The 12,655-nt window shown below is 64.0% G+C and carries 13 protein-coding genes; 8 read left to right on the top strand and 5 right to left on the bottom strand.

Annotated elements, in window-relative coordinates; all coding sequences use genetic code 11:
* Positions 1-92 precede the first annotated feature (92 nt).
* The 3 genes from ACHQ4I_RS06595 to ACHQ4I_RS06585 are packed head-to-tail and all read left to right on the top strand — an operon-like array spanning position 93 to position 2,111.
* Positions 93-1,019, top strand: a complete 927-nt coding sequence (locus tag ACHQ4I_RS06595) for an ABC transporter ATP-binding protein (protein ID WP_420770757.1) — start codon at positions 93-95, stop codon at positions 1,017-1,019.
* Positions 1,016-1,867 carry an ABC transporter permease gene (locus ACHQ4I_RS06590; RefSeq protein ID WP_420770756.1) on the top strand — a complete coding sequence of 284 codons (852 nt, stop codon included), beginning with the start codon at positions 1,016-1,018 and terminating at the stop codon, positions 1,865-1,867. Before ACHQ4I_RS06595 ends, ACHQ4I_RS06590 begins: the two co-directional genes overlap by 4 nt.
* A complete protein-coding gene (locus tag ACHQ4I_RS06585; protein ID WP_420770755.1) occupies positions 1,857-2,111 on the top strand; it encodes a helix-turn-helix transcriptional regulator in 255 nt (84 codons plus the stop codon). Before ACHQ4I_RS06590 ends, ACHQ4I_RS06585 begins: the two co-directional genes overlap by 11 nt.
* Before the next feature lie 418 nt (positions 2,112-2,529).
* Here the strand turns inward: ACHQ4I_RS06585 and ACHQ4I_RS06580 are convergent, their stop codons facing one another.
* The gene (locus ACHQ4I_RS06580; RefSeq protein WP_420770754.1) at positions 2,530-2,967 is read right to left on the bottom strand and encodes a hypothetical protein; all 438 of its coding nucleotides are present in this window, start codon (positions 2,965-2,967) and stop codon (positions 2,530-2,532) included.
* 213 nt (positions 2,968-3,180) lie between these two features.
* On the opposite strand from ACHQ4I_RS06580, the gene ACHQ4I_RS06575 reads away from it, so the two are divergent.
* The 4 genes from ACHQ4I_RS06575 to ACHQ4I_RS06560 all read left to right on the top strand — a co-directional run bounded on the left by ACHQ4I_RS06575 (position 3,181) and on the right by ACHQ4I_RS06560 (position 7,803).
* Complete coding sequence (locus tag ACHQ4I_RS06575; RefSeq protein WP_420770753.1) at positions 3,181-4,323, top strand: hypothetical protein; 1,143 nt, start codon at positions 3,181-3,183, stop codon at positions 4,321-4,323.
* A gap of 37 nt (positions 4,324-4,360) precedes the next feature.
* The gene (locus ACHQ4I_RS06570; RefSeq protein ID WP_420770752.1) at positions 4,361-5,278 is read left to right on the top strand and encodes an inositol monophosphatase family protein; all 918 of its coding nucleotides are present in this window, start codon (positions 4,361-4,363) and stop codon (positions 5,276-5,278) included.
* A gap of 931 nt (positions 5,279-6,209) precedes the next feature.
* Positions 6,210-7,016, top strand: coding sequence for a VOC family protein (locus ACHQ4I_RS06565; protein WP_420770751.1), 807 nt, complete (start codon positions 6,210-6,212; stop codon positions 7,014-7,016).
* A gap of 340 nt (positions 7,017-7,356) precedes the next feature.
* On the top strand, positions 7,357-7,803 hold the full coding sequence (locus tag ACHQ4I_RS06560) for a nitroreductase family deazaflavin-dependent oxidoreductase (protein ID WP_420770750.1): 447 nt from the start codon (positions 7,357-7,359) through the stop codon (positions 7,801-7,803).
* 85 nt (positions 7,804-7,888) lie between these two features.
* On the opposite strand, the gene aroQ is transcribed toward ACHQ4I_RS06560, so the two are convergent.
* Positions 7,889-8,326: a type II 3-dehydroquinate dehydratase gene (gene aroQ / locus ACHQ4I_RS06555; protein ID WP_420770749.1), complete on the bottom strand. Its 438-nt coding sequence runs from the start codon at positions 8,324-8,326 to the stop codon at positions 7,889-7,891.
* Positions 8,327-8,350: 24 nt separating this feature from the next.
* Entirely contained in the window at positions 8,351-8,950 is a 600-nt protein-coding gene (locus ACHQ4I_RS06550) for a hypothetical protein (RefSeq protein ID WP_420770748.1), read from the bottom strand.
* Between the two features lie 396 nt (positions 8,951-9,346).
* Here ACHQ4I_RS06550 and ACHQ4I_RS06545 point away from each other — a divergent pair, with 396 nt between their 5' ends.
* On the top strand, positions 9,347-11,029 hold the full coding sequence (locus ACHQ4I_RS06545) for an NTF2-like N-terminal transpeptidase domain-containing protein (protein WP_420770747.1): 1,683 nt from the start codon (positions 9,347-9,349) through the stop codon (positions 11,027-11,029).
* A 4-nt stretch (positions 11,030-11,033) separates the two neighbouring features.
* Here ACHQ4I_RS06545 and ACHQ4I_RS06540 read toward each other — a convergent pair whose 3' ends face one another.
* Together ACHQ4I_RS06540 and ACHQ4I_RS06535 are read right to left on the bottom strand one after the other, a co-directional pair.
* Complete coding sequence (locus tag ACHQ4I_RS06540; protein WP_420770746.1) at positions 11,034-11,414, bottom strand: DUF3054 domain-containing protein; 381 nt, start codon at positions 11,412-11,414, stop codon at positions 11,034-11,036.
* Between the two features lie 125 nt (positions 11,415-11,539).
* Positions 11,540-12,652 (bottom strand): lysylphosphatidylglycerol synthase transmembrane domain-containing protein, encoded by a 1,113-nt coding sequence (locus ACHQ4I_RS06535; protein ID WP_420770745.1) that lies wholly within the window; start codon positions 12,650-12,652, stop codon positions 11,540-11,542.
* Between the last annotated feature and the right edge of the window lie 3 nt (positions 12,653-12,655).

Below are 12,655 nucleotides of genomic sequence, written 5' to 3'. Positions count from 1 at the left end.
GTCAATCGCAGCACAACTCAGAAGCAGTATTGTCGCGGCGCAATGTAGTAGATATGCTACGAATCATCCCGATCTCACAACGGGAGGATGAGATGACCATGGGTGACAACGTCGCGCTCGACGTCGAAAAATTGCGGATGCGGTACGGCACGACCGACGTTCTGCACGACGTGACATTCCAAGCGCGACAGGGCGAGGTGCTGGTACTACTCGGGCCGAACGGCGCGGGCAAAACCACCACCATCGAAATTCTGGAGGGCTTCCGCATGCGCTCCGCGGGCCGGATCGAAGTGCTCGGCACGGATCCGGCGCACGGCGACGAAGCCTGGCGGGCGCGGCTCGGCGTGGTCCTGCAATCGTGGCGCGACCACGCCAAATGGCGAGTGCGCGAACTACTTTCGCACCTCGGGACCTATTACGCGCCCTACCGCACCGACACCATCCAACGGCCTTGGGACACAGACGAACTCATCGCCGCCGTCGGCCTCACCGACCAAGCGAACAGCAAGATCGCAACGCTGTCCGGCGGGCAACGCCGCCGCATGGATGTGGCGATCGGCATCGTCGGCCGTCCCGAACTGCTGTTCCTCGACGAACCGACCGCGGGCTTCGATCCACAGGCCCGGCGCGAATTCCACGATCTGGTCCATCGACTCGCCGACGACCGGACCACCATCCTGCTCACCACCCACGACCTCGACGAGGCCGAAAAGCTCGCCGACCGCATCATGGTCCTGGCCGGCGGCCGGATCATCGCCGACGGCTCGGCCGACGAACTGTCGCGCCGCATCGCGGGCGAGGCCGAAATCCGTTGGACCCATGACGGACAACGATTCGTGCACACCACCACCGAGTCGACGAAGTTCGTCTACGAGCTGTTCAAGCAGCACGGCGAGGAGATCGGCGAACTGGAGGTGCGGCGCGCCTCACTGGAGGACACCTACATGGCACTGGTGCGGCAATACGAGTCCGGCCGGCTCGAAACCGAGGTCCACTCACTGGAGGAGGTCGCGCGATGAACCCGATCGACACCGCGGTCCGGGCCGGAATCCGGCGCGGACTGATCGAGCTGCGGCAATCGCTCACCAATGCGCAGGACCTGTGGGGCATGTTGTTCTGGCCGGTCGCCATGGTCATCGTGCTGTTCTTCATGCGCGATGCCACCTTCGAGGCCAGCGGCCTCGGGCTCGGGTCACTGGCCTTGCCCAGCATCCTCGGCATGCTGGTCGCCTTCAACGGGATGTTCGGCATCGCGCAGATGCTCGCCATGGACCGCCAAGACGGAACGCTGTTGCGCGCCAAGGCGACACCGAACGGCATGGTGGGCTATCTGATCGGCAAGATCGTCACGACCGCGGGTTGGGTGGTCATCCCGTTCCTGATCATCTTGATACCCGGGCTCTTCCTGGTCGACGGCACGGCAATGGACAGCGTCGGCTCCTGGCTGAGCCTGATCGGCATTGTCGCGCTCGGCATGATCGCGACCATGCCGGTCGGCTCGGTGCTCGGATCGCTGTTCAGCAACCCGCGCACCATCGGCTTCGTCTCGCTGCCGATCATGGGCATCGTCGCGATATCCGGCATCTTCTACCCGATCACCTCGATGCCGGGCTGGTTGCAAGGCGTCGCGCAGGTGTTCCCCGTCTACTGGGTCGGCCTCGGCATGCGCGCGGCGATGCTGCCCGGCGATGCGGTCGCCATCGAACTCGGCGACTCCTGGCGGCATCTGGAAACCATTGCCGTGCTATGTGTTTGGGCGGTGGCCGGGTTGGCGCTCGCCCCGGTCGTGCTGCGCAGGATGGCGCGACGCGAGTCCGGGTCGCGCGTGGCGGCGCGCCGCGAGAAGGCGATGCAGCGTGCCTACTGAGGTCATCTACAACCGCATCGCCATGTTGCGGGCCGAACGCGGCATCTCCCGACGGGAGCTGGCGGAGGCGCTCGGCGTGCACTACCAGACGATCGGTTACCTCGAGCGCGGCGAGTACAGTCCGAGCCTGCATCTCGCATTGCGGATCGCGGCGTATTTCGAAGTGGCGGTGGAGGTGGTCTTCTCCACCACCCCGTTCCCCCGCCTCGGCTCCGTCGGGTCGGCGCGTGCAGCGGGGGATTGATATCCGTTGTGCAGCAAGGGGATTACCGCCGCCCGTCGAATACGAACCCGTACCCCTTGGTGAAGGGAGCCCGTACCGCTGGCCTGACCGGCCGGTCCCGATCAGTACTCCCGTGACGCATCCGGCTTCATCCGTCCTGCCCTGATCAGCGCTTGCCGTGCAGCCGCCTTACGGGGACACTCATCCGCGCGACACTCGCGATGCCGCTGCATGGTCAAATGCGCTTCCGGCACACTCATTGCGAGTTCAGGCGCTTCATGAGGCCATCCGGAAGGCCATATCCCGGCATCGGAAGGGCGCGCGCTCTTGGCCTGAATACGTTGGTTTTCGGCTCTCCACTCCGCCTGTATCCGGTCCACAATGTCCTGCACAGATGAGCTGTCCGAATCGGATTCCCGCCACCAACTGAAACCCATCGTCATCCCCTGCCATGGTCGAATACATCAATCCCAACCTCTTGAACCTCAGCGATCAGTCCAGCGCTGATCAGGGATTCGATAGCGGCACCGACGTCCTCGCCTCGTGCCGCCAGCATTTGAGCCCAGGTGAACTGATGGCCCGTCGAGCCGTCCGGATAGACCGGCACCCAGGTGCCATCGTCATAGCGCATCCAGTGCGACGGAAGGTCTTCGGATTCCTCGTTGACATCCGGCATGGCTTTCAATGCCGAAGCCAGCCGAGTCAGATCTTCCACCACCGCATCCACATCGCTTTGTAAGCCCACGGCTCTGCGCCTCGGCTGTTCGGTTGCAATCTGGCTTTTCAGCTCTGCTGCAACGTTTTCCAAGGCTTCGACCCCGCCTCGGGCCGCTTCCCGAAGGATCGCCGTCACTTCGTCATGCGCCTTGTTCTTCATGGCCGCCTGTCTCCGGTTTCGACCAGCACGCCTGGTTCGGTCTTGTTCGGTCGCAACAACCGTCGCACCCACGCAGACACCTGACACCTGTGCGGCGGTCCGATGTTCGCCGGACTATTGGGTGTGTTGAACTGCGGCAATGGGTTCCGTTACCCATCGCGATGGGTAGACTGTGCGAGCCGATATTCGTGGCGGGGCGAAAGGGTTTGGCGCTTGGGAAATTTATCCGGGAAGAACCAGCCTCTGAGCCCTCAGGCCCGCGGCAGGCAGATGGCGGCCGCGGGCAAGAAGCTATGGACCGAACTGGGTTCGGTGACGCGCGCGGCAACGGAGTTGATGGCTCGCTATCCGGACGTGCCAAGTTTGCAGGCACACAGGTACGCCGCCGGATTGTCCCAAGACCTTGCCGCTGAACGCTACAACGAAGTCACTGGGCACCAGACGTGCCTCGGCGGCACCTCCATCAATGCCTGGGAAACGTGGGCACGCGGACGCGGGCAGGGTTCTCCGCCGTCGTTGTCGAGCGTGCTGATCTTGTGCACCGCGTACGGCCGCGGCCCACTCGGCATAGCTCGAGAACATGTTTCGCCGACCGCGTTGATTGCGGAAGCCTATGAGCGCCTACCGATTGAGGATCAGCTGTCGCTGAGGCAGTTCGGTGTCGACAGCGGCACTCGACCGGATACCGCACATGGGCAGTCGCCAGCTTTGCGTGCGCCAGAGGTCGACCCGGCCGCGGCCGGGCCACTGAGTCAGGTGGGCCACGAGTTCACGCTTACGGTGCCGACGGTTGAATACGGCAACTCTGACATCGGGGTCTTCTCGCTGCCCAACCCACACCCAGGTCAGCTGCTGGATTTGACCTGGGAGACATTCGGATTCGGTGTCGAACGCTTGTCGCGTCAGATCAAGAATGTTGGTAGGCGCCTAGACGTTGAAATCTGCTTCGGCGTGAACGAGGCCGGCCTTGTGATGGCGACCTTCTTGGCTTCGTCGAGGTTTTCGCGCTGCAAGATCGGTTATCTGCGCTGCAATAAGGTGCGAGACGGCATCGATTTGGATGATGACTCGTTCTTCCCTGAAGCGCAAGAGGCTCCCGCGATAGTTATCTGCGATTTCGAGGTGAAGCATGCCGATGTCATCGGATATCTTGCCCGGCAAGTTCGTGCGAAATACCCGGAAGCTGAGCTCTATTTCGCCGTATTCGGTGCGATGACAAAAAGTAGAGACTTGAAAGTCGACAGTTTCGATGATCTAACCGGAGCGAAGATCATTCGCGCCGCAGGCTTCGAAGCGATCTTCATTGCCGCTACAATGAGCCCGCCCGGTATCGAGCCTCCGCTAGAGCTGCGATAACTCCCTGAAAGAGACAATCCCAAGGAGTGGCCAGAGCATGATTCCCGACCTTGCGCAACGCATCGCCAGCCTCGTGCGTCAACTACTGGGAGAAATCAGGCCGCGACTGATTCAAGCCGCGCTGACCGGCAGTCACGCAGAAAATGAGAATCTTCGGCATTCCGATAATTTTCTCTCCGACTTCGATCTGTGGATGCATCAACGGTACAAAGAACTGTTGGTGGAGCACCTACCATCGTTCGTTTACGCATCAGAGGAAGCGGATCCCGAGATAGTCGGAGACGAGATGGATCCGGATGTCTGTGTACTGGTGGATCCGCTCGATACCAGCGAGCTGGCCGTGCGCGGACTATTCGGATACACCCACGTCATGGTCTACTCGCGGGTGCGTGCACGTCCTGTGGTAGCCGTGGTCGGAGATATATTCCATTACGCACAGCTCTACATTGCAGCTGACGATGGTTATGGAAATGATCGAGCATTCTTGATCACTGCGGACGGCGCGGAACATGTTCTTGATCAGACCCGGTCTCGGGTACCGCTGTCCGAGGCGTTGGTCACTAACTACATGATGCGGCCCGATCAAAGGTTCCAACCTCTTGCGCGCCAACAAGAATTTCTGAAGGCGCTGAGTGCTCCCACCGGGGATGGAAAATCAAAGGGGCGCATAGGTGTCGACTTCGGATCGATCGGCCTCTGTCACGTGGCTGCCGGGTTTTCCGACGCTATGGTCGAATTCGCAAAAGGATTCGCGATCTGGGATCTGGCTCCCGGGCACTACATTCTTCACGCCGCAGGCGGTACCGTGGCCGATCTGAGCGGGGTACCAATTCCGCTGGATTATGATCTGCGTTCGCTGGTCGATATAAGTGATGCGATGAGCAGGCGTCAGAAATTCATTGCCGCGAGAACGACCGGCCTCGTTGAAGAAATACAGTCGACTCTCGATCTTTAAAGCTCAGAGGTACCGCTGGTGCGCCTGGCTCGGCGCGCGGCGGATTCGATTCGTGGCTGCGACGATCAGCTACAAAGTGGTCGAGGCGATCGTTGCGCTCACCGAGGGCGCAGGGGTGTCGTGGACTGCGTTGACCACCACCCAGGCCCGAAAGGGCCTGGGTGCGACCATGATTTCGGCGAGACGAATCAGGTCGGGCCGGTCATCGGATGCGCAGGAGAACATCCAGCGTCCGAGCGCACCGAGGTGGGCCTGGCCACTACGCGGTGGTCACCACTGCCCCCCGTGGCACGCGATCGGCTCGGCGGACAGGGGGCACGCCCTGTTGATTCCCAGCAGTTTCAGTACGACATCGGCAGATCCTGTGGCCGATCCCGTACCACCGGCCGCATCAGCCGCCGTCTGTGCGGTGTTCGCCGGGGCCGGTTCCAGCGCGAGGCCGGGTGACGCCGCGGCGGAACCCATTGCCGCACCGCCTCCGAGGGCGAATGCCATCACGGCCACACAACCGACAACGGTTCTCTTCATGCTCTGTCCTATCATCGAATTCGCTTGTCGCGTAGGACGCTAACCAGGCTCGAAGCCGCCCGAAAGCCGGGTTTACGGGTGCCACGACTTCTGGGGTGCGCGCAGATGTAGCAAAAATCCGGGACGCGGCGCCCTTGCCGGACGCAGTCTTCCCGGCGCAGCCGCATCCCCGCGACCACCGGTGCGGCGAGGTCGGTGCCGACAGCCACCGGTGAAAGTCCTTTTCGTACGGTTTGGAACCAGAGGCTGAAGAACAAGCCGATCGAGCAGACCGGCTGGGCCGTGGGTGATCCGGTGAACTCGTAACCGACTCGATGCTCTGTTTCCGAACCGGCGCAAGGTCAACAGGTGGTTAGCTGAGAGTGTGCTAATGGACAGCCCGCCTAGCTCGAGGAGACAGACCATGCCCACTCGTGATTCCGCTTGGCCGCAGGGCACGCCGTGTTGGATCGACTGCCAGGTCGACGATCCCGGCAAGGCCCGCGAGTTCTACGCCGATCTCTTCGGTTGGGAGATCATGGATAGCCCGCCGGAAGCTGGCGGCTATCTGATGGCGATGCGCAACGGCAAACCCGCCGCAGGCATCGGCCCGAAGCCGCAGGGGATGTCGATGCCCGCGGTTTGGACGACCTACTTCGCCGCGGACAGCGCCGACGATATCGCCGGTAAGGTCACCGCGGCGGGTGGGCAGGTGTTCATGCCGCCGTTCGATGTCATGGACGTCGGGCGGATGTTCGTCGCCGCCGATCCCACCGGCGGCGCATTCGGCGTCTGGGAAGCCAAGAAGCACACCGGCGCGGGTGTCTACAACGAACACGGCGCCTACTGCTGGAACGAACTGCATACCCGCGACTACCAGGCTGCACTGGACTTCTACCGCAAGGTGTACGGCTGGAGCTACACCGAGATCGGCGACGAGGAGAACTTCATGTACTCCACCTTCGCCACGCCGGGCAGCACCGGCGGCTGCGGCGGTGTGATGGATTCCAGCAAGCAGCCCGGCCAGGATATGAGCTACTGGCTCACCTGGTTCCAGTACGACAACGTAGACGCCGCCCTCGAGCGTGCGGCCGAACTCGGCGCCACGGTCATGATGGGCCCGGACGACAGCCCCTTCGGCCGCATGGGCGTGCTGAAGGCGCCGCAGGGCGAGGTTTTCGGCGTAATCGACACCAACGTCACCGTCGGCGAGCCGCCCACCGGGTCCTAGATTCGCTTCGGCGGATCCGTCAGCGAACCGGCGGATCCGCTACCGGCACAAGCTCCGAGGCTGCGAAGCGCCCCACCTATCCGCGGGTATCGGGACGGTGGGGCGCTGTTTCGTGCCTCGGTTCTCGGCCGCGATCGCGTCTATCGCCGCATCTGGTAATCAGAATGCCGATCTGGTGCGCTCGATGATGCATGCGAGCCGGTTCGGCGGTCGCCGGGACGCCTGGCCGCAGCTCCTCTTCTGTGCGCCCAAAATTGAGAGAGCAGTGCTCTTGACTTTGCGCGAACCAGTGTGGAACACTGATCTCAACAGAGAGCAGTGCTCACAAAAGGGAGTCAAAATGAACGCCAGCACCCGCTACATCGGCCCCACCGGTCTCGACGCGATCATGAACAAGATCGCCAACTGGCTGCCCCGCCTCGGCATCAGCGTCATGGGTTCGCGACTGCTGGCCGTGCGCGGCCGAAAGAGCGGCGAATGGCGCACCACCATGGTCAATTTGCTGACCGACGCCGACGGCACCCGCTACCTGGTCGCACCGCGCGGGCACACCCAGTGGGTGCGCAACCTGCGCGTAGCGGGCGATGGTGAACTGCGGCTGGGCCGCAAGGTCGAGGCGTTCACCGCGACCGAGGTCGCCGACGCGGACAAGGTGCCGCTGCTGCGCCTCTACCTGCAGAAGTGGGGCTGGGAGGTCGGCAAGTTCTTCGAGGGCGTCACCAAGGACGCCACCGACGCCGAACTGGCCGAAATCGCACCGGGCTTCCCGGTCTTCCGACTCGCCTAGCGCAATGTTCCGCAGCTCGCCGAGCGTAGTGATATGGCGGTTGAATGCGGTGTGTGCGACCACCATTCGACTACGCTCGACGGAACTAGCGGTGGATCAGGAATTCGATGGCGGCGGCATAGCCTCGGATTCCCATTCCGGCGACTACCGCGGTGGCGATGGGGGAGATGTAAGAGTGATGCCGGAACTCCTCGCGGGCATGCACATTGCTGATGTGCACCTCCACGATCGGTAGCTCCGGAATCACCAGCGCATCACGCAAAGCGACCGAAGTGTGCGTCAGCCCACCGGGATTGATGACAATGCCCGACTCGACGCCGCGCGCCCGGTGGATCCGATCGATCAGCGCCCCTTCGGAATTCGTTTGGAACGCATCGATCTCACGGCCGTACCGGGCGGCGGTCTGCCTGCACAGCTCGACGACATCGTCGAGCGTGGCCGACCCGTAGACCTCGGGCTGGCGGGTGCCGAGCATATTGAGGTTGGGGCCGTTGAGAACCAGGATCGGACCAGGTGTCGACATGGACAAGACACTAGTCGGATGTGATCAGAGTCCCTGCGGACCTTCCGACCGCAGGTCGTCGACTTTCCGCATCGCGGTGCGCAACTCCTCGAGCCAGGCCTCGGCATGCTTGCCCGCCAGCCGCACCGTCCATGCCAGCGCATCCGCGCGCGATCGGGCCACACCGGAATCGACCAGCGTGTCGAGCACCTTGCGCTCCGGCTGCCGCAACCGGGTCATGACCGGAACGGCCAAGTGCGTGAACATGATTCGCTCGCCGTCCACCGAGACGCCCCAGGCGACGCTGCGCCCGTAGCGGCGCTGCGCCTCGTCCGCGATCTGCATGCGAGCCGGGCGGGTGGTCTCGCGGAATCGGGCGATGGCGCCCTCCTTCGTCGCGGCCGGGACCTCGTCGGCGGGAGCGTCTGCCTGGTCCGATACCGCGGGCTTCTCGGGCTGCGGGATGGGGAGTTCACCGATCACCACGATTTCGTCGCGGTCGATTTCGATGACGGGGGGACCGGTGAACCAGTCACTTGGCAACCGTCCGGCAAACCAGTCGGGGGCATCCGCGGGGTCGGGTAGATCGGCCTGCTGCCAGCCGCCCGGTCGTCCGAAACCCCGTCCCCGATGACTGTGCCTCATTGGGAATCACCTACTTACTGTGGTGCCTGTATTTCATTGATTACAAGATTACGTCGCAATCGATGCCAGTGGTTCTGCTCTGTGCGAACGGGTTTGGCGCCTGGCCCCGCGTGGTACGCGATTGAGAGGTGTGCGCTGGTCAACGGGGCCCTTCGCCCCCGAAACGCCGACGTCCGCCGTTTTCGTCCAACTTTGCGTTCCGGCCGGTACGGTTGCGGCGCCGGGTGTCGCAGCGGGACCGGGGAACGCCCATGATCGGCCGCCCGAAGGATAGGCTTCGGGCACAATTGGAGATGCTGAGCATTGGTAACGTCCCGGCCGGGGCGGCGCGGCGGGCAACTAATTTCAGGTACGGTGGTCTTGTTACTGGAGTGACAAGAGTGAAGAGTGGGCGACATGGATGTGTGGGGATCCCGCCGCTATCGCGTCCGGGGCGCAATCGCACTCGCGGGGGTGGCGGCGCTGGCTATCTTGATCGGAGGGTGTGGATCCGGTGAGAAGCGCAGTGAAGCCGAGAGCGTCGTCGACCGCTTCACCGAACTGCTCGACGACCAGAACTACGCCAAGGCAGCGGAGCTGACCTCCTATCCCACGGCCGCTTCGGCAACGCTGAAGCAAATGTTCGCGGGATTGCAGCCGGGCAAGGTCGACTACCAGAAGACCCAATTCATCGGTCTGGACCGCGAGGCCGGACTGTTCAGCATGGACGTCGCCTGGAACTTCGGCGAGAACAAGACCTGGAAATACAGCCTGCAGGGCAATGTGCGGAAGTTGGCGATCGGCTGGCGGATCTCCTGGGACCCCGCCGTCGTCATGCCGCAACTGGAACACAACCGCACGGTCCGGCTGGTACGCACCACGCCCACCCCGCCGCCGCGGGTTATCGACATCGTCGGCGATGCGCTGATGACCGAGCAGGTCATCAATGTGATCAAGCTGGATCCGGCCAAGACGACCGATCCGGTCGCCTCGACCAACGCACTGGCCAAGGCCATCGAACCGGTCGCGCCGCTGATCACCGGGGCATCGCTGATGCAGCAACTGTCGACCTCGCAGGGCAAACCGATCGTCGCGGTGAATCTGCGCGAACCCGATTTCGCGATCCTGGAATCCGCGATGGCGCGGGTGCCCGGCGTGGTCATGGAGAAGCAGCCGCGGCTCATCTCCGCCGATCGTCGGACCTGGTCGCCGATGCTGGACGCGCTGCGCAAGCAATGGCAGGACAGCCAGGATCAGCACGCCGGTTGGGGTGTGCAGATTTTCGAACAGGACGGTCGCTTCGTCGGTCAGATCGCCGGATACCAGGGACCGCCCGGTCCGGATATCGCGGCCACCATGGATCAGCGCCTGCAGCGGGCCGCCGAGGACGCCGTGGTGAGCGTCGGCACGCCCGCCTCGATCGTGGCGATCCAGCCCTCCAGTGGCGCGGTCGTCGCGGTCGCGCAGAATACCCAGGCCAGCGAGCACGGTTCGGTCGCCTTCACCGGGCTCTATCCGGTCGGCACGAATATCGACCTGTTCCGCAATGTCGCCGCGGTGCAGAAGAACAAGGCCCCGCAGGACGTTTCGGTGCAGGATGCGGCCGAGGCCGCGCCGAGTCTGGGCGTCGGCGTCGATTACAAGGTGCCCGGACTGGATGAGGTCACCGGACGGGTCGCGGTCGCGGGTCGCAGCGCCGAGCAGGTGCGTCAGGGCGGCGGCACGGACGCGGTGCTGGCCAGCCCCTTCGGCATGGCGATCGCGGCGGCCGCCATCGCGCGCGGCCAGGTGCCGCCGCCGATGATCGAGGCCGGACGGCCGAGCACCACCGACGCGCAGGTCAACGCGATGTCACCGGAGCTGACCGACCGCCTGCGCGGTCTATTGCGCGACGGCGCGGGCCGACCGGAATTCGCGCCGCTGCGGCCGTTCCGCGATGTCACGGGGCTGGTCGCCACCGCTGGCAACGACGGTTGGCTCATAGCGAATGCGGGGGATCTGGCCTTCGCGATTCACATCAACGACGCCGACAGCGGCGACGCGACCGCGCGCATGGCGGCCAGGCTGCTCCAATACCTCGCCAAGCCCGAGCAGCCGTGACGCCTCATCTGATGGCCTTGATCGCCGCGCGCCAGCCGAGCAGGAACAGTGCGAGCACACAGGCCGCGACGATGATGAAACTGAACGCCGTGCCCTGACCGCTGATCACGCGCAGCACCATGCCGCCGCAGAGGGTGCCGAACCAGATCAGAACTCCGGTGGGCCACAGGGTGGTTCCGTCGAAGCGCGCGGCGCGCCCCGCTTCGCCGGACCTCCGGCTCGCTGCGGCGACGGCCAACACCCAGCCGAGCGCGAGTCCGATCGCGAACGGCCACACCGTCTTCAGCAGTCCGGTGAATATCGCCTCGTCATGGCTGCGACGGCCGATCGCACAGAACAAGATCACCAGCAGTGCATCGACCAGCAGCGGCACCAGTTTCTTCACGCGGGCCAGCGTAGTAGTGCCCGCAAACCTCCCCCGGACTCGACACCTGCCTCGTCACACCCGTGCTCAGTTACCCCGCACGGAGCGAGTCTTACGAACGGGTCGCGCCGAAGGCGCGGCAAATATTACAGTCGGCGCTGTTCGAATTCCTTCTCGAATTCCGCATCGTCGGCCTGTGGGGTGCGGAAGAGGAAGGCGAAGATGATCCAGCCGATGATCGCGACCAGGATGAAGCTCACCAAGCGGTAGACGAAGGCGGCGGCGACGGCCTGGGAGGCGGGCAGGGCCGCGCCCGCGGTGAGGCCGTAGATGAGCGTCGCGTCGACGTAGACGATGCCGCCGGGCGCGAACGGAATGGAGCCGACGGCCTTGCCCGCGGTGAAAGCGATCAGCAGACCGGCCAGCTTCGGATCGGCGCCCACCGCGTAGCAGGCGGCGCCGAGGCAGGCGACATCGGCGAAGCGGTGCACCAGCGCCGAGGCCGCGACCAAGGCGCCATCGCGCTTGCCGAGATCCACCGATTCCAGCTGCGAGAGCATATCGGCGATCTTGCTCATGCCCTGGTCGGCGGGGCGTTTACGGATTCGGTTGAGCAGGCCGAGCCCGCGGCGCAGCACGGCCTCCAGCGCGCCGGGATTCTTCGAAAGGTGGTTGCCCGCCCACACCAGCGCGATCACGCCGACCAGCGACAGGATGAGTTTGAACGGCCCTACCTGATTGCCGACCAGCAGCGCGCCACCGACGCCGAGCAGGGCGAGTCCGGCGGTGGCGACCACGCCGGAGATCACCAACTGCCAGGACGCGACGATCGGGTTCGCACCCCAGCGGCGGGTCTGGCGATAGGTGAAGGCGGTGGAAAAGACCTGTCCGGCAGGCAGCGTCACCGACATCGCGGTGGCGCCGTAGACGACGGCGACGGATTTGTGCTGGCGGACCTCGACTCCGCCCGCGTGCAGCAGTTGTTTCTGGACCCGGCTGAATCCACTCATCGACAGCGCCTGCATCCAGATACAGGCGGCGACCCAGCCCCAATGAATTTCGGTGAGCTTATTCCAGGAATCGTGCAATCGTGGCCAGAGGTAGTAACCCTCGCCGATCAGCAATGCCAGCAATGCGATACCGGCAACCCATTTGGCCCACCAGAATTTCCCCCGTTTACCCCGCTTCGTATGTCTGCTGGCGGGGTCGTCGGGCGGCCGCGGTGCGGGATCGCCTGCTAGTTCCCCGTTGGCCGTCACGCG

The sequence above is a fragment of the Nocardia nepalensis genome (assembly GCF_048910785.1).
Lineage (GTDB): Bacteria > Actinomycetota > Actinomycetes > Mycobacteriales > Mycobacteriaceae > Nocardia > Nocardia nepalensis.
This window is presented reverse-complemented; position numbering and strand designations above follow the sequence as displayed.

Excerpts from the sequence above, each read along its gene's own strand:
- aroQ (WP_420770749.1), bottom strand. The coding sequence starts at position 8,326 with ATGTCGACACCTGGTCCGATCCTGGTTCTCAACGGCCCCAACCTCAAT.
- ACHQ4I_RS06590 (WP_420770756.1), top strand. The coding sequence starts at position 1,016 with ATGAACCCGATCGACACCGCGGTCCGGGCCGGAATCCGGCGCGGACTG.
- ACHQ4I_RS06550 (WP_420770748.1), bottom strand. The coding sequence starts at position 8,950 with ATGAGGCACAGTCATCGGGGACGGGGTTTCGGACGACCGGGCGGCTGG.
- ACHQ4I_RS06560 (WP_420770750.1), top strand. The coding sequence starts at position 7,357 with ATGAACGCCAGCACCCGCTACATCGGCCCCACCGGTCTCGACGCGATC.
- ACHQ4I_RS06565 (WP_420770751.1), top strand. The coding sequence starts at position 6,210 with ATGCCCACTCGTGATTCCGCTTGGCCGCAGGGCACGCCGTGTTGGATC.
- ACHQ4I_RS06595 (WP_420770757.1), top strand. The coding sequence starts at position 93 with ATGACCATGGGTGACAACGTCGCGCTCGACGTCGAAAAATTGCGGATG.
- ACHQ4I_RS06580 (WP_420770754.1), bottom strand. The coding sequence starts at position 2,967 with ATGAAGAACAAGGCGCATGACGAAGTGACGGCGATCCTTCGGGAAGCG.
- ACHQ4I_RS06570 (WP_420770752.1), top strand. The coding sequence starts at position 4,361 with ATGATTCCCGACCTTGCGCAACGCATCGCCAGCCTCGTGCGTCAACTA.
- ACHQ4I_RS06545 (WP_420770747.1), top strand. The coding sequence starts at position 9,347 with ATGGATGTGTGGGGATCCCGCCGCTATCGCGTCCGGGGCGCAATCGCA.